Source organism: Mesorhizobium sp. M8A.F.Ca.ET.207.01.1.1 (assembly GCF_004794715.1).
In the GTDB taxonomy this organism is placed as follows: Bacteria; Pseudomonadota; Alphaproteobacteria; order Rhizobiales; family Rhizobiaceae; genus Mesorhizobium.
In genome coordinates, this window is record NZ_SRUS01000006.1 from 496,258 (window position 1) to 517,350 (window position 21,093).

The window sequence follows — 21,093 nt, forward strand, 5'->3', positions numbered from 1 at the left end:
CCGCGTCGTTCTTAGTCGATCGCCTTTGGCGGCGGCGGTGGTGGCTTGATGACTTGGCTTTCCAACGTCTCGATCAGCCGGTCCGCCAAAGCGCGGTATCGACGTGCATCAGCAGCCGTGACTGTCGCGTTCTGATCGTGCGCGGCCGCGTTTCCTATGGCGAACAAGTCTTCAAAAAGCAGCGAGGTTCCTTCGTCAATCAAGTCCCGCCTACGCAGCGCTCGCATCGTGCCCCGAGCTCCGCCAAAAGATGCGAGGCTGACACGCAATCCGGCGGCCCCTACTGCCTCCTCGGCTTCCCGACGTATCTCCACCAAGGCGGCGCGCGGAGAGATCGACACGATCTGTTCGAACCTGGACACCTCCTCTGGCGTCGGCGGCGGCAGTTCCGCCGATGCCGGCGGCAACCGCTCGACGACTACCTCGGCTTCCTCGAGCCTCTGCCTAAACGACACCTCGGTATCCTTGTGCTTCAGGTGCAGCCGCGGCAACAGCGGCCTGATCTCGCCCCGAAACAACCAGACCGCGGTGACCACAGCCGCCGGCCAAGCAAGCGACGTGATCGAGCTGATCACCGAAGCGAAGAAATCGAGATAGTTCACGAGCAATCCCCCCCCACGCCGCACACTCGCGCTCTGAGGTGACCCGGGTCAAGTGCTCGACCCCGGGGGGAGGGCAAATCTCTACAGCCCGTGGGGGTCGGAACCGCCCGGGGCTCACGCGCACAAAATTTTTTCACCACCAGGAGATTTTCAGGAAAATCCCGAAATGACCGAAAAAAATAGCCGCCGCCGACCACCGCTCGACCTCTCCGATAGCCCCGCGGCCGCCGGCGCCTGGTTCTCGCCGCCGGTGATGATGGCGAGTGCCGCACACTCGAAGGCCTACCGCGAGCGACTGCGTTCCGGCGCGCTCGCCTGCAAGGTTGATGTTTCGCTGAGTTGCCGTGAATGGCTGATCGAGACAGGTCGGCTCGCCGAGGCGTCTGGTAACGAGCCGGCGAAGGTGGCAGCTGCGATCAAGCGTCTTCTGCAAAATATTTCGTCACCGCGTGACGAATCGGTGCCCGGACCGGGGGTAAGCAAGCCCTCTAAGTGAGGGCTGAAGGAATGTTGAAATTGGTGAAGCCGGTGAGCGAGGTGACCCCGATAGAGCGGTTGCGCGGACGGCTGGTGCTACCGGCGAAAACGAACCTCCTGCAGCTTGCCGAGCGGAATTTCAACCGCCTCCGCGCGGATCAGATAGCCGTCAAGGAACGGATCGGCGCCATGATGATCGAGGCCAGGAAGCCGTATGCTGTCGTCGACAAAGAGCTCCTAGCCTCGCTCCAGGCCGAGGCGGACTCGCTGTCCGAGCCTCTGGCCGCCGCCCGAGCCGAGCGCGATCGTCGCCGGCGCGAGCAATCCGAGAGGGTGCGCCAGACTCAGGGCGGTGCCGTCGCCGATTATGTCGCTGCGATCAACGATCGTCTCGACGAGCTCGAGGAGATCGTCGACATCGGCGCATTCATCAACGTCGAAGCCCTCGCCGACGGCATCGAGTTGCACGCCGTGCTCGGCCGCATGACGGCGATGCTCGACGGCATCCATCACCTTCGCCGCGTCCTGCGCGGCCCGGGCGGAGGCAACTCGTGAAATCCCCGACGCGCGGATCATTGCGGGCGACCAGTGGGCGCGTCCAAAAACAGGTCGACGATCTCCGGCGCGCGTCGGGTATGCGTGCTTCCGGCCAAGATCGTCAACGCCCTGAGTGCGAGCCGGCAGAATTTGATGACCCGGCGAACGACTCGACTGCCGCGCGCCCATCGGTTCCTATCCTGGTGGGCGCGCGGCATGCCGAAGCCTTCGTTGCCGGTGAACTCGCGCGGATCAGGTTCCAGCTCCTGATGATGGGAGGCGGCGCCCGATGAACCCGATGCCGGTGCTTGGAGATCGGCCACGTCGCGAGGCCGCCTCGGCCGCTCTGGAGGCCCTGCGAAAAGCCGGCGCCGTGCCGGCGCTCGCGCCGACCGTCCAAGGCATATCAGAGGCCGCCAGGAACGCCGTCGCCGCTGGTTACCGAGACGTCAGTGTCCAGATCGAGTCGTCGCCAGACGGCAGTGCAAAGCTCAGCTTTCGGGCGGTGCTATGACTAAAAACCGACCTAGGCTCGCCGCGGCGCGGCGCATGATGGCAAGGCTGGCGGCAACGGCCCCGGTGGCGACCAGGTACGGTGATACGCTTTGGATGAGTTTAGAGGGGCCTATCGGCGAACGGGATCCGAAAACAGGGAAAGGCATCTTTGCCGCCCCGATCGAAGCCGCACTTAAGGCTCATTCCAACGCGCAGTTTATCGAGGTCGCCATCGATAGCGCTGGCGGTGCCGTCGACGAGGCGATGAAAATCCACGGTGCGCTTCGCGCTGCGCGAGGTTTCGTGACCGTGACGGCGGGCCAACAATGCGCATCGGCGGCATCGCTGATCTTGATGGCCGGCGATCTTCGTCTGGCACTTCCGAAGTCCCGGATCTTGCTGCACGGCGTCGAGATAGAGGCACCGCCAACGGCGGAGCGGAAGCGCTGGACTGCTGAAAAGTACAGCCAATTTGCGAGGCACATCGAGAAGACCGACAAAGCGATCGTCGATCTCTACGCGAAGCGCGGGTTCTTCGGCCGCCAATGGTTCGAGCGCGAGCTGAAGAACGAGGATCCCCTGCCTCTCGTCACCGCTCAGGCCGCTGGCATCATCCACTGCCTGGCCGGTCAGGAGAGCCGGCATGCGCGAACACATAGTGGGCGGCGATGATGACCGCCCGCGAGCAGCTCGCCGCTGCGCATGCGCGGCATCAGGAGGCTCGGAGATCATGAGCGCTTTCATCGCCGTCAAGCATGCCGACTGCATCCAATTGCTGACCGATGGCGCCTGCTACAATGGCGACTACATCCTGACCGCGATCGTCAGCAAGGTTTGGGCCGCCCGTTGCGTGCCGATCGCCATCACGGGTCGGGGAACGTGGTCGGTGCTCGATCGCATTGCGAAGGACATCGTCGAGGAAGCTGACGAGACAGGTTCCGTCGACCACGTCATCGAATGCTTCATCCCTGAGTATCTCGACGGCCTTCGAGCCACCGACATGCAGGATGTTGATGGCGACGTGTCGATTGCGGCATGGTCGGAAACGACTGGTCCGCAACTCTATTACATCAATTTTCCCGGCGGCAAGTTCGGGGGCGAGGGCAAGATGAAGAGCGTGCCAGCCTTCCCGCGGAGCTAGACTGATCGATGCTAGGTCGGCTTGGCCAGTTCCCGTGCGACGTCCACAAGATTGCGGAGCAGTGCGGGATCAAGGTCCTCAAGCCCTCGCTGCATGGCGCCAACGCCGGCCGCGCCAGAGTCTGTTTCTGCCCGATCACGCTGAAGCGCATCGGCCAGGCGCACGGCGCCGATCATCTGAGACTCGTGCTCCGCCTCATCGTCGAAAGCCGCGGCAACGCCGGCGAGCTGCAGGGTGACGTCATCACCGCCGTTTCGGCTGTAGTGCTCTCCGGCCTGGTCGAGATCCGCGCCGACCTCTTCGACGATATCGACCTCGGCCAGGTCAGGACGTGGGCGCAATTCGTCAAGCCGGGCTGTAGCACCCAACAGGCCATGGCGACGGCACTGCTATGGCTCCTGGCGAGCCCGGACAGGATCATTCCGAAGCTCTCCGCTGAGGAAGTCGCCGCCGAGGAGAAGCGCGCGGAGATCGCCCGCAAGGGCCGTGAGAACGCGAAGCGTCGACGGATCAAGGCGGCCGGCGATTGCGCGACGGCATGATCGATCCTCGCGTCAGAGCATTGTGCAAGGAATTCGATGTCGAAATTATCGCCGGCCGTGCCTATCCGGAGCCCGGTCAAACGAGGGCGCCGACGACGATCCGGCGCATCATCGACCGCCACGGGGAGCCGCACGCGCGCATTGTGCTGTGCATTCTCGCCGAAGGGCGGGGCAACCAAGCCTTGATCGATGAGGTGTCGCTGTGGGCTGTCAGCGAGCGGCGAGCCTGCAGATAGAGCATGCCGGCCAGAGCATGGCGCTGCGGGACGATCGAGCGGAGCTCGTTGGCGATCGCCATTAGCGGGCCGATCGGCATCTTGTCGAACATTTCCAGGAAGGCCGTCGCATCGGCCTCCACCAGGTCGGCGCAGGCCCGCACCAAGAGATGCGGGAGAGCCTCACAGAGAAGGGCCGGCAACTTTTCAAGCGAGGCGCCCGCCTGACCGCTGGGGAAAAGATCGCCGTCGGCCGGGAACTCCTCGCCAAGAAAGGCGAGCTTCCGTGGGGCCACTTCGGGCCTTGGCTGCGGGGAGAGTCTGGCCTCAGAGAGCAAACGGCGCACCGTTACATGAGAGCCGCGCGGGAGGCCGCCGACGAGGCGCCGTCCGCATAAAAACAAAACAATTCTGTTAACTCCAATCGCTGTCGGTGAACTGGAGAATTCGGCGTCTTAACGCTATATTGGAGTCGGTTCGAAGAAAAAGCCGCTTGCCCCGGCAAGGGCAGCGGCTTTGTGAGCGGACCAACAACTTGGCTGGACCGTTCGGTCACACCCTAATGTAGTACTTAGGGCGAGCATTTCTAGCCAGGTTGGTCACCACCTCAACCAACTGAAAAGGCTAGAGAAATATGCCATCCAGCAATAGTTTGACCACCGCCCACGGGCAGCTAACCCTTGATCTTGATATCGTGGTCGAGGCCGAAATTGACGGCGTCGGCATGGGCGTCCTCGGCGACGGCACACCGTTCCTGACGCTCCGCGGGCTTGCCCGCATGTGCGGCATCGACCATACGACATTGGTCAAGTTGACCAATGAATGGAGCGACGTGACCTTCAAGGCGCGGGAAAAGAAGATCCGCGACCTCATCAAGGCGCAAGGTTACGACGACACGGTGTTCTTCCACGCCGTGAAGAAGAACGGGACGATCCATCACGCAGTTCCGGCGCACGTGGTCATGGCCGTGCTCGAGTATTATGCGTTCGAAGTCTCCGGCGAAAACGCTCACGCGCTCCGCAGCTACCGGATTCTGGCGAAGAAGGGCTTTTCCGACTTCGTCTACGCCCAGGTTGGCTACAATCCCGACGGCAAGGTGAGCCTGGCGTGGCAACAGTTTCACGACCGGGTGAGCTTGGTCGCCAACGCGGTACCCGCCGGCTACTTCAGCGTCTATCAGGAGATCGCGGGCATGATCGTGCCGATGATCAACGCCGGTATTGACGTCGGTCCGCATATCGTTCCGGACATCAGCGTCGGCCTGCGCTGGTCGAAGCACTGGGTCGAAGAAAACCTCGACATCATCCACGGGGCCCGGAAGAAGTATCTCCACGACTATCCGGTGTATTTCCCGCAGGCGCCGTCGAATCCGCAGCAGCCCTATTGCTATCCGGATGATGCGCTCGGCGAATTCCGCAAGTGGTTCCGCGAAACGTATCTGGCAGACCACCTGCCTGACTACTTGAGCAACCAGGCGCGCATCGGCAAGATCAAGCCGGTGGTCGCGACAAAGGCGATCGAGTCCTTTAAGCGGGCGGCTCTCCCGCCCAAGGCGAAGTAGACCGCGCATCCGGCCCGTCGGCTTTTGGCCGGCGGGCCTTCGGACAGCGCGAATTATTTAGTCCTTCGCCATATAGCCTTCATAGTGCGCTTGGCACATAGCATGCGCCCGTTCGTAGGCGCCTATTTCTTCGGACGATCGTCTGGAAAAAACAGGCTGAAAACGAACAGCCCTGCCATCGCTGCCACAAAGGCCCATGCGATCCATTCGAAGGTGATGCCCGTCAAGTAGCCGAGGGCGAGTAGCGCAGCGAAGGCGAGCAAGTAGGCCACTTATATTTCCTCCCTTCAGGAGCGCTTGAACCGCTCGAGCATCTCGCGGTCCGCCGCGGTGACGCGAACAGTCAGCCCGTTGTAGCCGCCGGGAAGCGCGTCACGCACTATGTCGACGTCGATGGAGAGATCGTCGGCGATCTCCTGGAAAAGCAGCACCTGAATTTCATCTTGGCGGCCGGCCAGGATCTCGTTGGCGCGACGCTCGATCCTTTCAATGATCCGGTTCTGATCGGCGACACGGAGCGCCTTCTGCGGGTCGGCGCCGCGATAGGCCTTTCGGGTCGCTCGTATCGGAACCATGGTCATCTCAAATTTCCCCTGCAGGGCAAATCTATCGTTGACCATTCCACGAGGAAAGCGGGGACCGCCTGAAACCTCGCCTTGCTGCGACGTCGGCGCTGCCGATAACGATCTGTCATGGCATACCGATCGGCAGATCTCGCCTCGCTTGATAAAAGCCTCGCGGCGCAAGACCGGATTCGGAAGGCCGGCCGAACACCGAACGGCCACGCACTTTGGACGCCGGCGGAGCGCGCCGTCCTGACGAAATGGTTTCCCGACTATAAGGCCATGAAGAAACGGCTGCCCAAGCGCTCAATGGCCGCGATCACCGGGCAGTGCCATCTGATGGGGCTGAGCACCCCGAAGCCGGCCTGGACGGCCGCCGACAGGACAAAGCTGAGACGGCTTTTCACGACGGTGAGCAAGGCGGAGCTACTTGCTGCGTTCCCGGACAGGACCTGGACGTCGCTCCAGGTCAATGGCTACCAGATGGGGTTGCGACGATGGCGGAAGCCATATGTGAAGACCAGCCATCCGGTCATCGACGACGTCCGCGAGGCCTGCCGAACGAAGGGGCATTTCATGCCCGACCTCGACGTCTACGCGGGCACCGGCAGATACTTCAGCAAGCTGGCGCAGCGGAGGAAGAAGCACGATCTCCGAAAGGTCGACAAGGCAGTCAAGGCGCTGGGTGGCACGCTGGTGATCGAGTGGGGCGATGATGACTGTGCGTAAGCCGGTTTCCCCGGGCGGGGAGTGCTTGACGAGAATCGAGCGTGAGAGCATCGTGTCCGTGGGCTTGAACACCCGGACCAGTGACGACCGAAAATCGTTGGCGCGATCTTAAGTCGTTTGTCCCGCTTGCGGGATGACGCGCAGCTTGGCGGCTGCCGCGAACGGCCTTTCTATAGGCCGGAGGCGGTGGTGCTGTCCAGACCTCGCGGTTAAAAGCCATCGGCCTGTCTCACTGGCAGGTGTTCAACCTCCGGCTTCGGCGCCGATCGCCGAGCGGGCCTTGAACAGCCCTTTTAACCAGTGAGAAACTACACATGACCTTTGCGAGCCTTTTCCCCAGAAATGCGCGTTCCTCGAATCGCTCCGCTCTCGATCTTCGGCGACCATCAATTGGTCGAGGCCAGGGGAGGGCATAGCGATGGGTCGGGGGGTTAATCGTCGATCATTAGTCATTGGCGCAATGGTGGCGCTGCCGGCTGCCGCCGGCGCAGGACGCGCAATCGCCGCGCCGGACGCTCCATCGGGCGTCCAAGCCCTCATCGATGCCCACAGGGCCGCCTGTGCGCTCTACGATGAGACGACAGCAGCCGAATCGGCGGCCGAGGCGGCCTACCTGAAGACGAGACCCGAAAACTGGCTGCCGTTGCCATTCGGCCGAGGCCAGGTGGAGTACCTTTCCGACAGCGGAATGGGACCGCTGAACGCGACCTCCTGCGCATTCGCCACCATTCGGAACTGCTTCAGCACTTTGTTTTTGCACGGCATCGATACCGCCCTCTTGGAGCCGATCAATGCGGTTACCGACGCCGAGAAGACCCGGATCGACGCGGAGCTCGGGGAGGCACAGGCGCGTGAGGAGGCATTCCGGCGGCAATGTGGTTACGCTGACGTCAGGGACCGCGCGCAAGCAGCTTCCGAGGCTGAGTACGACGCGCTGACCGCGCTGATCAACGCGGCACCTGCGGACCTCGCGGAGGCCAGGGCGAAGGCGGTATATCTGGTCACGCTGCTGGAAACCGTGGGGGTCGAGCGGGAACGGGAAATGTTCTTGGGCCTCGCAATCTGACTGGTCTGGGCGCCCGCCGTCGAAAGGCGGCGGGCCCTTTTCAGACCGGCGCCGGATTGATCCCGGCAGCCCTGAGCCGCGCACCGAGCTTCGCTCGAGTTCCACATGCGGCCTTGTCACCGGCGACACACTTGTTGTTCGCGTCCGACCAATCAAGCAGCGCCGTATTGATCCAGCTGCCAGGGGCGCGCTGTATTCCAAAGGGCGTCGGTGGCGCACCAGCAGCAACGGCCGCCACTGCGGCGGCGCCCTGGCCATGCGGTGCACGCTTCCAACCGTTTATGATCAGGCAGTTCTTCATGTACTGATCTTCGGCAACGGCATTACCGAGAGCGTTGCCTAGACCGGCGCCGGCAACAAAAGCCGGTGATCCGATAGCAAGATAGCCCTGGTCAACTGACCTGGATTGCATCTCACATTGGGCATGCGCGACCTCAAAACTCGGCCCGTAGCCAATCTGTGCGTAGTCGGCTTGATTACTGGTCTGGCAGCCGCAAAGCGCGGCGACGACGCCAAGCGCCATCAATACTTTGCTGTTCATCCCCACGCCCCTCCCAAGGCTTATATTAACAATTGCTCAAGTTTGCAGAGAGGGCAAGCAGCTTCTACTTTTTGCAGGCGCGTTCACCCGGCATAGCTGCAGCGCAGGTGAAGTTGCCAGTGAGCCGTACTTGGCACCGAGATTGGCACCGGACAGGCGATGAAGGTGAGGGACCAGGCGGGAATACCGGAGATGAGCAGCCGGTCAAAAAGCCCGGAGAACCGGGCTTCGAGTGACGGCAGTCTACGCAGTTGGACGGCTTCCGCCACGTTTCAAGACCGGTGCCTTAAACCGCTCGGCCATCCCTCCGGTGACTGCCGGCCAATGCTCTAGTGTGCCCGGCAAAGGCCTGTCAACCGGCTTGCGCGAAGCGGCCCTTCTCCAAGCCCCGGGACAGGACAAGCAGCGTCACAATCTTGCCCGGTTCCGGCCACAATCGGTTAATACCGTGATAAACAATTCCTGCGCACAAAGGATCGGGGTCCGAGACGTCGTTGGCATTGTCGAGTGAGCGCGTGGCTCTCTGATGGTCGGACACGATGTCGTTGGTCGAGACTTTAGGGGGGGGCAATCAAGAATGCAGGCTGTGACGCACCCGCGTCTTCGTCGCGTTGCCACGGTTGCGTTGCTTGCGGCGTCGGCTGCATTGCTTGCCGCTTGCGCGTCGCAGCCCGAGCCGAAGGGCATGGTCTACAAGAAGACCCGCTCCAAGGAATATTTCGCCGAGACCGAATATGGAGTGAAGGCCAGTCCGCGCGCTGCCTTCATGCGGCGCGGCGGCGGCCGCGACCAGCTCGGCAAGCCGTATCAGGTGCGCGGCAAGTGGTATTATCCCAAGGAAGAGAAGCGCTACGCCAAGGTCGGCTTGGCTTCGTGGTATGGCGACGCCTTCCATGGCCGGCTGACCGCCAACGGCGAAGTCTACGACACGGCGCAACTAACGGCGGCGCATCCGACGATGCCGCTGCCCAGCTATGCCCGAGTCACCAACCTCGAAACCGGCAGTTCGGTCATCGTGCGCGTCAATGACCGCGGCCCATACCATGAGGGCCGCATCATCGACGTCTCGGAGCGTGCCGCGCAGATGCTCGACTACGACAAGGTCGGCACCGCGAAGGTGAAGGTCGAATATGTCGGCCGCGCGCCGCTCGACGGCAATGACGACCAGTACCTGATGGCCTCCTACCATCCCGGCAACCGCATACCGGATCCATCGGATGGCTTGCCGACCGGCGTCATGGTGGCCATGAACGGACCGTCGCCGAGCCTTCCGGCGGGTGCTGCCGCCGTGCCGTTTCCAGGTCAGCTGACCGATTCCGCGACCCCGGTCCAGGCGCAGATGTCCGCGCAGTCGCCGGCCTTCGGCGATCTGGCGCTGCCCGATTTCGGACCGATCGTGCCGGAACGTCCCGAGATCGGCTTGCCGCCGCAATCGCCGTTCGCCATGGCCTCGCTGTCCTATGCGGATGAACGCGTCCATCGCGCGGATGTGTTTGCCGCGCTGGACGACAGCGGCATGTCGCCCGCCGACATCCTGCGGTCCTGGAAAAAGACCGATCGCCAAGCGGCGCCGTCCAGCTCCGACTATGTCGCCGCCGGCACGTTCGACGATGCCACCGAGGCCAAACGTGTGGCCTCGGCGCTAAAGTCCTTCGGCAGAATAGAAATCCAGCGCTCCGATCTCGACGGCAATGACTGGTATGCGGTCAACCTCTATCCGGACGGCCATGGCGACCTGGACGAGTTGCTGAAGGCGGCATGGTCCCACGGCGCGCCCGACGCGCTGGTCGTGCGCGACTGATCCGAGAGCCGGCGTGCCGCCGGCAGTTGATCCCTCGCCGAAAAAGCCCGATAGTTTCGGCACGCCGGAGGGGCCGGCCAACGGGTCGCTTTTCATGCAATTTCGCTTGCTACAGCCTTTCGCCGGGTTTGTTCTTGGCCTGCTGCTTATGCTTTCGCCGGCCCAAGCGCAGCTTTTCGAAACCAAGGCCGCACAGGCCTTCATGATCGATGCCGACACCGGCACGGTGCTGTTTTCGAAAGATGCCGACAAACCCATTCCGCCGGCCTCGATGGCCAAGCTGATGACGATGGAAGTGGTTTTCAACGCCCTCAAGTCCGGGCGCCTGAAACTCGACGATACGTTCGTGGTCAGCGAGAACGCCTGGCGCAAAGGTGGCGCGCCGTCGGGGACCTCGACGATGTTCGCCAAGCTCAAATCGGCGATCCGGCTCGAGGACCTGATCCAGGGGGTGACCGTGCAGGCCGCGAATGACGGCTGCATCGTCATCGCCGAAGGCATGGCCGGGTCGGAGGATAATTTTGCCGGAGAGATGACCGAACGCGCGCGCCAGATCGGCCTCAAGACTTCGACTTTCGTCAATTCGACCGGCCTGCCGGCCGATGGCCAGCAGACAAATGTGCGCGAACTGGCGCAGCTCGCGCTCCATCTGCGGCGCGAATACCCCGATTTCTATCGCTACTATGGCCTGAAGGATTTCACCTGGAACAAGATCTCGCAGAGAAACCGCAACCCGCTGCTGGCGATGGACATCGGCGCCGACGGCCTGGCTGTCGGCGCAAGCGAGACATCCGGCTTCGGCATCGTCGCTTCGGTCAGCCACGATGGCAAGCGGGTGATCGCTGCAATGAGCGGGCTGGCCAATGACAAGGAGCGTGCCGAAGAGGCGCGCAAACTGCTCGATTGGGGCGTTCGTTCGTTCGAGAAGACCGAGATCTTCGCCAAGGACGAGGTGGTCGGAGAGGCCCAGGTCTTTGGCGGTGCGAAATCCGGTGTGACGCTGAAGGCAAAAGGTCCGATCGACATCTTCCTGCCGATCACCAACCGCGACAAGCTGACGGCGAGAATCGTCTACACCGGGCCGGTCGCCGCTCCGGTGGAGGAGGGGCAACCGGTGGGCGCCCTGCGCGTCTGGATCGGCGACACGCTGAGCCAGGAGACACCGTTGTTCGCCGCCGAAACGATCGGCGTCGGCACGTTGCCGCAACGCGCGCTCGATGCCGTCAAGGAACTGGCTATCGGCTGGCTTCGATAACACCGACGGCATGGACGTTTTCCCGAACGCGGACTATCTAGAGCGCAACAATCCACTCGAACACGAACAAAGGCCCTCGGTTGGCGCGCGGATTTTTCATCACCTTCGAAGGCGGCGAAGGCGCAGGCAAGTCGACACAGATCGAGCGGCTGGCCACAAAGATGCGCGCCAAGAAGTATGACGTCCTGCGCACGCGTGAACCGGGCGGCTCGCCGGGCGCCGAAGCGGTCCGTCATGTGCTGCTGTCGGGCGCCGCCGAACCGTTCGGGCCGAAGATGGAAGCGCTGCTCTTCGCCGCCGCGCGCTCCGACCATGTCGAGCAGGTCATCCGTCCGGCCGTCGAGCGCGGCTCCATCGTGCTTTGTGACCGCTTCCTGGATTCCTCGCGTGTCTATCAGGGCGTTACGGGCGGGATCGATCCGGCGTTCATGGCCATGCTGGAACAGGTCGCCATCAACGGCATGATGCCCGACATGACGTTGATCTTCGATATCGACCCGGCCGAGGGTTTGAAGCGCGCGACCTTGCGGCGCGGCAGCGATGCCGCCGCCGACCGCTTCGAAAAAGAGACGCTGGCCATCCACCAGGCCCGCCGCGAAGCGTTCCTGGCGATCGCCGCGGCAGAGCCGGAGCGCTGCATCGTCGTCGATGCGTCCGCCGATCCGGATACGGTGGAGGACGTCGTCACCGCGGCCGTGTTCGCGGCACTGGAGGCAAGGGCGCCCGAGCGCAACAGGCAGGTCGCACCGGTATGATCTTCGAACGCATCGCGCCGGAACAGCACGATACGCTGGATGGTGTGCCGGAACCCTCCGAAACGCCGCGTCTGGTCGGGCACGGGCAGGCCGCCGCCATGCTGGCTGCCGCCTATCGGGCGGGAAAGCTGCCGCATGCGCTGATCTTCGCCGGACCTGTCGGAATCGGCAAGGCGACGCTTGCCTTCCACCTTGCCCATCATCTTTTGAAGCACCCGGCCTTCGACCAGGCACCCGGCAACCTGGCGGTTCCCGATCCGGCATCGCCGCTGTTTCGCCAGATCGCCACCGGGGCGCATCCCGGGGTGCTGCACCTGACCCGCCCCTTGAACGACAAGACCAAGAGCTTCAAGACCGTCGTCACCGTCGACGAAATCCGCAAGGTCAGCCGCTTCCTGTCGCTGACGTCGCACGACGGCAGCTACCGGGTGGTGATCGTCGATCCGGCCGACGACATGAATGCCAATGCGGCCAATGCCTTGCTGAAGAATCTTGAGGAACCGCCGGCACGAACCCTGTTCATTCTCATCGTCCATGCGCCGGGCAGTCTGCTGCCGACGATCCGCTCGCGCTGCCAGGTGGTGCGGCTGACACCGCTCGACGCCAACGAGCTGATGGCGGTGCTGGAGACCGCGGAACCGCCGCCGCCGGACGATCCGGCCGCGCGAGCCGCGCTGGTCGAGCGGGCAGGGGGAAGCGCCCGCAGCGCGATCCTGTTGACGCAATATGGCGGGTTGGAGATCGCACAGACGCTCGATGGCCTGGTGGCGAAGGGAAAGAGCGATATTGGCGGCGCCTATCGCCTGGCTGAAGCCGTCGCGGGCCGAGATCAGGCGATCCAGTTCGACATCTTCAACCGCCGGGCACTGGACCTTCTGTCGGACGCGGCAAGCCAGGCGGCGCTGGCCGGCGACCTTGCGCGGGCCAAAACACTGTCGGACAGCTGGCATGAGGCGCTGGACGCCATATCGGAAACCGATACCTACAATCTCGACAAGAAGCAGCATGCCTTGACCATGATCGATCGACTGAATTCGGCGATGCGCGTGTGACGGTCATCTGGGGCGGCAATCGCCAGCCGCTGGCAGCTGTTGGAGGATCGCGGCCGGCTATTCAGGCCGTCATCCGCGCCGGCTTGCTCGCGGCACCATTGAGCGCGGCATCATATTTGGCGCGATTGGCCCAATAGATCGTGGCGAACAGCAGCGCCTGGTCGCGGAAAGGAATGTGGTCTACAGCATCGCTGGCGGCCTCGGCTTCGATCCAGTCGATATGGAAGTCGGCGGCCCCCTTCCTGTCGCCGCCATGTGCCATCTGCTGGAACCGATGCATATGGTCCTCGATGTCGGGATAGCGGTCGGCCCAGACAATCGACCATTGCCGGTTCTGCATGGTGAATTTGCGGATCCAGCGCTCGCTCAGGTCCATGTCGCCTTCGGGCTTTGAGTACATGACGTTTCGCCGCGCTTCGAGCAGCGTGTTGGTGGCGACGACTTCGTTCTCGCGCCATAGAAGCCGCATGGCCGGATCATTGAGAAACCGGTCCGCATAAATGGGATGCGGAAACGCGCTTTCCCTCAGTCCATCGATCTTGAAATAGACCAGCAGTTCGGAAGCCACGCTCGCTTCGAGCTCGTTGCGCTCCATCTTGCCGTGGAACGCCTCGAACCCGATGCCCGGTATGAAGGGGATGTGCGCGGCGTGCCAGATTTCATGCAGAATGTAGAGATCCTCGACGGCCGGAGCGGCATAGTCGTCCCGGCGCATCGTCAGCCCCCACCAGGTGCAGAAGTGCGCGCGTTCCAGGCGGTCGTTTGTGGTCTCGCAGGTGAAGCGCGGCAGGCGGGCGTACTGATCGACGACGTCGTGGATGTAGCCGCCCTCGCGATGCGAGGATCGGAATGCATCCGTTTTCCAGTGCGCCAGGCAGTGAGCATGGACGTCATCGCGGGTGACCAGCGGGACTAGATGCTTCATGAAACCGGTCCAGGAGGGGCCATGCCGATCCCCTCCGCCATGCCTGGCGTGAGACACAGGCGGGGCCGAGCACCGATCGCGCCAGGGGCTCGGGTGAGGTAGGAGGCCATGTCTGAATCCATGTCCGCCCCTGCCGATGCCTGGGCAAGAATGAAGACGTCCGCCGGCACCAGAGCGAGGCCGAGAGCCTGGCCGGCATGTTCCGCAGCGCCATGTTGAACCGCGGCGTAGCGGCGCGCCATGGCGAACACGTCAAACCGCTCCATCAGCCGGATTCCCAGTTGCAGCGACGTCAGGTTCTTGAACCATTGATTGCCGAACAGGCCGAGATTCTCCGATCGGCAAAACACACCGCCTATGCGGTCGTAATAGGTGCCGAACGGTTTGGACAGGCTGATCACCACGGCACTCACGCAAGGGGCGTCGGCGAGGATCGTTTCCGGCGGTGGCTCGGCGGTTGCCCCGACATAGGTCAAATCCAAGACGACCTGGGCCGGGTTCGCGCGCCCGCTGAGCCGGCGAAGAAATGCGTTGGCTTCGGGCCATACCATTCCGTCAATGGCCGAGGGTTGGCTGAGACACAGCAGATGCTGGGGATCGATGGTGTCGGCCATATCGCGCCAGTCGTGGCGGTCATATTCCGTCACCGGAATGCCGCAGGCTTCAGCATAGGCTCTGTAGCCCTCATACTCGCCACGAAAGATTGCAAGGCGAGGGGAGAACCCATCGAGGCGCGCGCGGTTGCCGTAATCGGCAATCAGGTGAAAAAGCGGCTCGCTTGCACCCGCGGTCGGATAGCTGAATGGAAAGTCAGCCGTGTTCAACGGCGCCATCGGCTTCGCCCAACCGAGCCAGGTGTCGAAGAACCGTTTGTGCAGCGCGTTCTGCTTTCCGGTCCAGGCATGGCGAAACTGATCGAGATAGGCCGCACGGACCGGATCAGGGCCATTTCCGGTATTGTTGCCGAGCAATTCGGCCTTTACCGCCTCGATCTCGGGGGTGACGAGGGCGTAGACGGTTTTGCTCGCGCCGGCCTGGCGCAAGCGCAGATCGAGATTCGGTCGCGGATCATATTGTGTGGTCGTGGCCATGCAGGTCTGCCTTTGCCCGTCACGACCCTAAGGGAACGTGGCCGGGCTTTGCAACGGCTTGCCGCTGGACCATGGTGATGAATGCGCAGGTCAGGCAGGCGGTCTGGACTTGGCATGAGGCCTTGGACGTTATATTTGAGACCGACACCCCGCAATCTCGACAAGAAGCAGCACGTCCTGACCATGACCGACCGCCTGAATTCTGCAATGCGAATGTGACGGCCTTTTTTGGTGCATGCCGTTGCCCCCGAAACCGGGGCGACTTTTGGGCGGCATGCATTGGTCTCGGGATGGCAATCGCCATTCCGATGCGATATCCACCGCCACGGCTCCCATTCAGACATTCATGACGGTTCATTCATGTCACGCGACACATTCTACATCACGACCGCGATTTCCTATCCTAACGGCAAGCCGCATATCGGCCATGCCTACGAGTTGATCGCCACGGACGCGCTTGCCCGCTTCCAGCGGCTTGACGGCAAGCAGGTCTTCTTCCTCACCGGCACCGACGAGCACGGCATCAAGATGCTGCAGACGGCCAAGCGCGAAGGCATTTCGGCGCGCGAACTGGCCGACCGCAACTCGGCTGAGTTCAAGCGCATGGCGACCGCGCTCAACGCCTCCAACGACGATTTCATCCGCACCACCGAGGAGCGGCATTACGCGGCTTCGCAGGCAATCTGGAAGGCGATGGCCGCCAATGGCGACGTCTACAAAGGCGGCTATGCCGGCTGGTACTCGGTGCGCGACGAAGCCTATTACGGCGAGGAGGAGACCGAGGTCCGTCCCGACAATGTCCGCTACGGGCCGCAGGGAACGCCGGTCGAATGGGTCGAGGAAGAGAGCTACTTCTTCCGGCTGTCGGCCTATCAGGACAAGCTCATTGCGCTTTACGAAGGCCAGCCCGACTTCATCGGCCCGGCCGAGCGACGCAACGAGGTGATGAGCTTCGTCAAGTCGGGACTGAAGGACCTGTCGATCTCACGCACCACATTCGACTGGGGCGTGCCGGTACTTGGCGACGAAAAGCACGTCATGTATGTGTGGGTCGACGCGCTGACCAACTACATAACCGGCGTCGGCTATCCCGATGAAAAGGCTGATAATTGGCGTTTTTGGCCGGCTGATGCGCACATCATCGGCAAGGATATTGTGCGCTTCCATGCGGTTTATTGGCCGGCCTTTTTGATGTCGGCCGGCATTCCGCTGCCGAAGCGTGTCTTCGGCCACGGCTTCCTGTTCAACCGCGGCGAGAAGATGTCGAAATCGGTCGGCAACGTCATCGACCCGTTCACCATGGTCGACCATTACGGCCTCGACCAGGTGCGCTACTTCTTCCTGCGCGAAGTGCCGTTCGGGCAGGACGGCAGCTACAGCCATGAAGCGATCGTCAACCGCACCAATGCGGATCTGGCCAATGGTCTCGGCAATCTGGCGCAGCGCTCGCTGTCGATGATCGCCAAGAATTGCGGCGGCGTGGTGCCGAAGCGCGGCGATATGGCGGAAGCCGACAAGGTGATCCTGGATCAGGCGATCGACGCCCTCGTCACCGCGCGCAAGGCAATGGCTGAGCAAGGCATCCATCTGGCACTGGCGGCGATCTTCGGCGTGGTTGCGGAAGCGGACCGGTATTTCGCCGGGCAGGAACCCTGGGCGCTCAAGAAAACCAATCCGGAGCGCATGGAAACGGTGCTGTGGACGACGGCCGAAGTGGTCCGGCGCGTGGCGGTTCTATGCCAGCCCTTCATTCCGGGCTCGGCCGGCAAGCTGCTCGACCTCCTGGCGGTGCCGGCGGACAGCCGCGATTTCGTGCATGTCCACGCCGACCATGCGCTTGTGTCCGGCACGCAGCTGCCTGCGCCGGAGGGCGTGTTTCCGCGCTATGTCGAACAGACGGACGCGAACGCCTGATGCTCGTCGACAGCCATTGTCATCTGGACTTTCCGGACTTTGCCGAGGAGCGGGCGGCCATTGTCGCCCGCGCCAAGGCGGCCGGTGTCGGCCGCATGGTGACGATCTCCACGCGCGTGAAGCGGTTTCAGCAAATCCTTGAGATCGCGGAGACTTTCGACGAAGTCTATTGCTCTGTCGGTACCCATCCGCACAATGCCGCCGAGGAGCTCGACGTCACCACGGCCGACCTTGTCCGCCTGTCTGCTCACCCGAAGGTGGTGGCGATCGGTGAAGCGGGGCTCGATTTTTTCTACGACAAGGCACCTCGCGAGGCGCAGGCGCAGGGTTTTCGCGCTCATATCGCCGCAGCCCGCGAGACCGGGCTGCCTCTCGTCATCCACTCGCGCGATGCCGACGATGACATGGCCGCCATTCTCGAGGACGAGACGGGGAAGGGCGCCTTCCCGTTCATCCTGCATTGCTTTTCGTCGGGACGGCGGCTCGCCGAAATTGGCGTGTCGTTAGGCGGCTATGTGTCGTTCTCGGGCATCCTGACTTTCAAGAACTCAGCCGAATTGCGCGCCATCGCCGCCGATGTGCCGCATGACCGGCTGCTGGTCGAGACGGACGCGCCATATCTGGCGCCGGTACCGTTTCGCGGCAAGCGAAATGAGCCGGCCTATGTCGCGCAGACCGCCAAGGTGCTGGCTGAAACAATTGGCATCAGCGAGGCTGAAATCGCAGCGTTGACGACCCACAATTTCTTTCGGCTGTTTCGAAAAATGCCACGCCCGGACCAGCGGGCGCCTGAGGCATGAACGACCGGCTGCGCCTGACCATTCTCGGCTGTGGATCGTCGCCAGGCACGCCACGCATCACCGGCGACTGGGGCAATTGCGACCCCACCAATCCCAGGAACCGGCGCATGCGCACGGCCGCGCTTGTCGAGCGCATTGCCGCCGATGGCGGCCGCACCACGGTCGTCATCGACACCGGGCCGGATTTCCGCGAGCAGATGCTGATGGCTTCAGTCAGGCGCATCGATGGCGTGATCTACACGCATCCGCACGCCGACCACATCCACGGCATCGACGATTTGCGCGGCTATGTGCTGGAACAACGGCATCGCATCGCCATCCATGCCGACGAGCCGACCATGCTGCGGCTGCGCGAGGCGTTCGGCTATTGCTTCGAGACGCCGCCAGGCAGTTCCTATCCGCCGATCGTCGACGCCCACATCATCGACCATGCCAGGCCGGTTGTGATCGAAGGAGAGGGGGGTGCCCTCACCTTCGAGCCGCTGCCCCAGATCCATGGCGACATCATTTCGCTGGGTTTCCGCATCGGCGGGCTCGCCTACTGTCCCGATATCAGCGATTTTCCCGATGCCACCGTCGAGCGGCTGCGCGGCCTCGATGTGCTGATTATCGACGCGCTGCAATACAAGACCCATCCCAGCCATCTGTCGCTTAGCCAGGCACTTACCTGGATCGAAAAGCTGGCGCCCAGAAATGCCGTGCTGACGCACATGCATGTGCCGCTAGATTACGCCACGGTGATGACCGAGACTCCCGACCACGTGGTGCCGGCCTATGATGGCATGGTGATCGAAATTCCTTGCGAGTCAAAGCGATAGAGAAAGCTGCTCAGTCGGCTTTTCCAGTCGCCGTTCGAACGTTGGGCGATGGGTTCGAGGTCGTGAAGTGCCGCTAGAGTGCCGTCCACGATGGTTGCCCGCCAAGGGCCGAAACCGCAGCAATTCCGGGGTTACGCCCCGTACGCTAGTTCCATAATCTATCTTATGCGACTTTTGTCGCAACGTGAAAGCGTCTCGAATCCATCTCGCAGCCCTGCCTTACAGACCTGCCTTCCGACGCAGACCGGCCCAAAAACTTCTGAGCGAATTCGCGGATGAGACAGGTGCACGCTCCACGCCGCGGTATTCGATCCTGTCGCGACCGACCGTTTCGTCATTCCAGACCAACTCAAAGGCGATGCCTTTGAGCCCGAGTTCTCCGATCTGACGCACGATGGTGTCTTGCAGATAGATATCGGATACTCGCACGCCATCGGCACGCTCCGGCAATTTGAATATCTCGGCCCCGCCGATAGCCTCCGCCCGAAGGACGAGGTTTTCGATCGTCATGATGCCGCCATCGTCAAAGCGGACGATTCTTGAACGCTCTTCGTCCAGCGCATCGACCACAGTGGTGACGTTGAAGAGCCATATGGGCTCGTCACCACGAAGCGACAGGAATTCGCCATACCGTTCGAGAATCGGCCGTAGCGACTTCAACGCCGTGGCCCTCAGAATGAGCACATGCTCGCCAAGCCAGGGAAAATCCGACTATATCCGGTGTGTTCCGTCTTCTTGCTCGTGCAGGAATTTCATCCGGGGCGAACGCCATCGCTTCTGGCTCCGGCCGCCGAGGGTCGCGAATAGCCGGTAGTCGTCGGTTTGTTCGGGAAGAACCCATTCCTGCCCCTCCACTACACTCGGAACATAGATCTTCACCCGACCTCCCCACCCTCGCACGCTTCCAGGCAGTGAAGCCCCCCTAACGCTGCGCACAGCGGCCTCGCAGCGGATTTTCGAGCACGCCGCCGATACCGACGCGTCGATCGAGACTATACATCCGTTTTGCGGACCGCCCGCACCGAACATATCACTGTAGATGACGCGGCGGTGCCGCGCGATGCTCTGTTCCTGTATCCGGGTCGGATCAGCGCACCTCCGCCGGTCGCAGGATGCGATGGATCTGGATGCGCTCGATGGAATCCGGCATACAAAGCAACTACCTGCCCCAATCCGTTCATCACGCGTCGGCGGGACTGAAGGCCATCAGAATGACCACTCGATCTTCCTTTCTAGGCTTGCCCGATCGCCTCGCCGCGGTATTCGATCCTGTCGCGACCGACCGTTTCGTCATTCCAGACCAACTCAAAGGCGATGCCTTTGAGCCCGAGTTCTCCGATCTGACGCACGATGGTGTCTTGCAGATAGATATCGGATACTCGCACGCCATCGGCACGCTCCGGCAATTTGAATATCTCGGCCCCGCCGATAGCCTCCGCCCGAAGGACGAGGTTTTCGATCGTCATGATGCCGCCATCGTCAAAGCGGACGATTCTTGAACGCTCTTCGTCCAGCGCATCGACCACAGTGGTGACGTTGAAGAGCCATATGGGCTCGTCACCACGAAGCGACAGGAATTCGCCATACCGTTCGAGAATCGGCCGTAGCGACTTCAACGCCGTGGCCCTCAGAATGAGCACATGCTCGCCAAGCCAGGGAAAATCCGAATATAACCGGGGTGTTCCGTCTTCTTGCTCGTGCAGGAATTTCATCCGGGGCGAACGCCATCGCTTCTGGCTCCGGCCGCCGAGGGTCGCGAATAGCCGGTAGTCGTCGGTTTGTTCGGGAAGAACCCATTCCTGCCCCTCCACTACACTCGGAACATAGATCTTCACCCGACCTCCCCACCCTCGCACGCTTCCAGGCAGTGAAGCCCCCCTAACGCTGCGCACAGCGGCCTCGCAGCGGATTTTCGAGCACGCCGCCGATACCGACGCGTCGATCGAGACTATACATTCGTTTTGCGGACCGCCCGCACCGAACATATCACTGTAGATGACGCGGCGGTGCCGCGCGATGCTCTGTTCCTGTATCCGGGTCGGATCAGCGCACCTCCGCCGGTCGCAGGATGCGATGGATCTGGATGCGCTCGATGGAATCCGGCATACAAAGCAACTACCTGCCCCAATCCGTTCATCACGCGTCGGCGGGACTGAAGGCCATCAGAATGACCACTCGATCTTCCTTTCTAGGCTTGCCCGATCGCCTCGCCG

The 21,093-nt window shown here is 62.4% G+C and carries 25 protein-coding genes; 15 read left to right on the forward strand and 10 right to left on the reverse strand.

Annotated elements, in window-relative coordinates; all coding sequences use genetic code 11:
• Positions 1–11 precede the first annotated feature (11 nt).
• Entirely contained in the window at positions 12–602 is a 591-nt protein-coding gene (locus EN850_RS20810) for a DUF4145 domain-containing protein (RefSeq protein ID WP_136092142.1), read from the reverse strand.
• Positions 603–768: 166 nt separating this feature from the next.
• Between EN850_RS20810 and EN850_RS20815 the strand changes: the two genes are divergently transcribed.
• Together EN850_RS20815 and EN850_RS20820 are read left to right on the forward strand one after the other, a co-directional pair.
• Positions 769–1,098: a hypothetical protein gene (locus tag EN850_RS20815; protein ID WP_136092143.1), complete on the forward strand. Its 330-nt coding sequence runs from the start codon at positions 769–771 to the stop codon at positions 1,096–1,098.
• Between the two features lie 20 nt (positions 1,099–1,118).
• On the forward strand, positions 1,119–1,634 hold the full coding sequence (locus tag EN850_RS20820) for a hypothetical protein (RefSeq protein WP_136092144.1): 516 nt from the start codon (positions 1,119–1,121) through the stop codon (positions 1,632–1,634).
• A 17-nt stretch (positions 1,635–1,651) separates the two neighbouring features.
• On the opposite strand, the gene EN850_RS20825 is transcribed toward EN850_RS20820, so the two are convergent.
• Complete coding sequence (locus EN850_RS20825) at positions 1,652–1,939, reverse strand: hypothetical protein (protein ID WP_136092145.1); 288 nt, start codon at positions 1,937–1,939, stop codon at positions 1,652–1,654.
• 226 nt (positions 1,940–2,165) lie between these two features.
• On the opposite strand from EN850_RS20825, the gene EN850_RS20830 reads away from it, so the two are divergent.
• From EN850_RS20830 to EN850_RS20840, 3 genes are read left to right on the forward strand one after another with little or no spacing between them, the layout of a single operon-like run.
• On the forward strand, positions 2,166–2,783 hold the full coding sequence (locus EN850_RS20830; RefSeq protein WP_189591186.1) for an ATP-dependent Clp protease proteolytic subunit: 618 nt from the start codon (positions 2,166–2,168) through the stop codon (positions 2,781–2,783).
• 58 nt (positions 2,784–2,841) lie between these two features.
• A complete protein-coding gene (locus EN850_RS20835; protein ID WP_136092147.1) occupies positions 2,842–3,252 on the forward strand; it encodes a hypothetical protein in 411 nt (136 codons plus the stop codon).
• An 8-nt stretch (positions 3,253–3,260) separates the two neighbouring features.
• Positions 3,261–3,794 (forward strand): hypothetical protein, encoded by a 534-nt coding sequence (locus tag EN850_RS20840; RefSeq protein ID WP_136092148.1) that lies wholly within the window; start codon positions 3,261–3,263, stop codon positions 3,792–3,794.
• A 76-nt stretch (positions 3,795–3,870) separates the two neighbouring features.
• Here EN850_RS20840 and EN850_RS20845 read toward each other — a convergent pair whose 3' ends face one another.
• A complete protein-coding gene (locus EN850_RS20845) occupies positions 3,871–4,305 on the reverse strand; it encodes a hypothetical protein (protein ID WP_246689255.1) in 435 nt (144 codons plus the stop codon).
• Between the two features lie 338 nt (positions 4,306–4,643).
• Here EN850_RS20845 and EN850_RS20855 point away from each other — a divergent pair, with 338 nt between their 5' ends.
• Complete coding sequence (locus EN850_RS20855; protein ID WP_136092151.1) at positions 4,644–5,570, forward strand: hypothetical protein; 927 nt, start codon at positions 4,644–4,646, stop codon at positions 5,568–5,570.
• A 122-nt stretch (positions 5,571–5,692) separates the two neighbouring features.
• Here EN850_RS20855 and EN850_RS36400 read toward each other — a convergent pair whose 3' ends face one another.
• Both EN850_RS36400 and EN850_RS20860 read right to left on the reverse strand, forming a co-directional pair.
• Entirely contained in the window at positions 5,693–5,842 is a 150-nt protein-coding gene (locus EN850_RS36400; RefSeq protein WP_189591187.1) for a hypothetical protein, read from the reverse strand.
• Between the two features lie 15 nt (positions 5,843–5,857).
• Positions 5,858–6,151 carry a hypothetical protein gene (locus EN850_RS20860; RefSeq protein WP_136092152.1) on the reverse strand — a complete coding sequence of 98 codons (294 nt, stop codon included), beginning with the start codon at positions 6,149–6,151 and terminating at the stop codon, positions 5,858–5,860.
• 111 nt (positions 6,152–6,262) lie between these two features.
• Here EN850_RS20860 and EN850_RS20865 point away from each other — a divergent pair, with 111 nt between their 5' ends.
• On the forward strand, positions 6,263–6,862 hold the full coding sequence (locus EN850_RS20865; RefSeq protein WP_136092153.1) for a hypothetical protein: 600 nt from the start codon (positions 6,263–6,265) through the stop codon (positions 6,860–6,862).
• 418 nt (positions 6,863–7,280) lie between these two features.
• Positions 7,281–7,928 carry a hypothetical protein gene (locus tag EN850_RS20870; RefSeq protein WP_145973018.1) on the forward strand — a complete coding sequence of 216 codons (648 nt, stop codon included), beginning with the start codon at positions 7,281–7,283 and terminating at the stop codon, positions 7,926–7,928.
• A gap of 40 nt (positions 7,929–7,968) precedes the next feature.
• Here EN850_RS20870 and EN850_RS20875 read toward each other — a convergent pair whose 3' ends face one another.
• A complete protein-coding gene (locus EN850_RS20875) occupies positions 7,969–8,469 on the reverse strand; it encodes a hypothetical protein (protein ID WP_136092155.1) in 501 nt (166 codons plus the stop codon).
• A 577-nt stretch (positions 8,470–9,046) separates the two neighbouring features.
• Here EN850_RS20875 and EN850_RS20880 point away from each other — a divergent pair.
• The 4 genes from EN850_RS20880 (at position 9,047) to EN850_RS20895 (ending at position 13,332) form a co-directional block, all read left to right on the forward strand.
• Entirely contained in the window at positions 9,047–10,270 is a 1,224-nt protein-coding gene (locus EN850_RS20880; RefSeq protein WP_127872400.1) for a septal ring lytic transglycosylase RlpA family protein, read from the forward strand.
• A gap of 94 nt (positions 10,271–10,364) precedes the next feature.
• A complete protein-coding gene (locus EN850_RS20885; protein WP_189591193.1) occupies positions 10,365–11,525 on the forward strand; it encodes a D-alanyl-D-alanine carboxypeptidase family protein in 1,161 nt (386 codons plus the stop codon).
• Positions 11,526–11,605: 80 nt separating this feature from the next.
• Complete coding sequence (tmk, locus tag EN850_RS20890) at positions 11,606–12,280, forward strand: dTMP kinase (protein WP_127872398.1); 675 nt, start codon at positions 11,606–11,608, stop codon at positions 12,278–12,280.
• A complete protein-coding gene (locus EN850_RS20895) occupies positions 12,277–13,332 on the forward strand; it encodes a DNA polymerase III subunit delta' (protein WP_127872397.1) in 1,056 nt (351 codons plus the stop codon). The genes tmk and EN850_RS20895 overlap by 4 nt, the downstream gene beginning before the upstream one ends.
• A gap of 61 nt (positions 13,333–13,393) precedes the next feature.
• On the opposite strand, the gene EN850_RS20900 is transcribed toward EN850_RS20895, so the two are convergent.
• A complete protein-coding gene (locus EN850_RS20900) occupies positions 13,394–14,257 on the reverse strand; it encodes a hypothetical protein (protein ID WP_136092157.1) in 864 nt (287 codons plus the stop codon).
• A complete protein-coding gene (locus EN850_RS20905; RefSeq protein WP_136092158.1) occupies positions 14,254–15,348 on the reverse strand; it encodes an aminotransferase class I/II-fold pyridoxal phosphate-dependent enzyme in 1,095 nt (364 codons plus the stop codon). The genes EN850_RS20900 and EN850_RS20905 overlap by 4 nt, the downstream gene beginning before the upstream one ends.
• Positions 15,349–15,708: 360 nt before the next feature.
• On the opposite strand from EN850_RS20905, the gene metG reads away from it, so the two are divergent.
• From metG to EN850_RS20920, 3 genes are read left to right on the forward strand one after another with little or no spacing between them, the layout of a single operon-like run.
• A complete protein-coding gene (metG, locus tag EN850_RS20910) occupies positions 15,709–17,262 on the forward strand; it encodes a methionine--tRNA ligase (protein ID WP_136092159.1) in 1,554 nt (517 codons plus the stop codon).
• Positions 17,262–18,062, forward strand: coding sequence for a TatD family hydrolase (locus tag EN850_RS20915; RefSeq protein WP_136092160.1), 801 nt, complete (start codon positions 17,262–17,264; stop codon positions 18,060–18,062). Before metG ends, EN850_RS20915 begins: the two co-directional genes overlap by 1 nt.
• A complete protein-coding gene (locus EN850_RS20920; protein WP_136092161.1) occupies positions 18,059–18,880 on the forward strand; it encodes an MBL fold metallo-hydrolase in 822 nt (273 codons plus the stop codon). Before EN850_RS20915 ends, EN850_RS20920 begins: the two co-directional genes overlap by 4 nt.
• Positions 18,881–19,099: 219 nt before the next feature.
• Here the strand turns inward: EN850_RS20920 and EN850_RS20925 are convergent, their stop codons facing one another.
• Both EN850_RS20925 and EN850_RS20930 read right to left on the reverse strand, forming a co-directional pair.
• Positions 19,100–19,564 (reverse strand): DUF1629 domain-containing protein, encoded by a 465-nt coding sequence (locus EN850_RS20925; protein ID WP_246689256.1) that lies wholly within the window; start codon positions 19,562–19,564, stop codon positions 19,100–19,102.
• Between the two features lie 548 nt (positions 19,565–20,112).
• A complete protein-coding gene (locus EN850_RS20930; protein ID WP_136092162.1) occupies positions 20,113–20,715 on the reverse strand; it encodes a DUF1629 domain-containing protein in 603 nt (200 codons plus the stop codon).
• Positions 20,716–21,093: the final 378 nt, after the last annotated feature.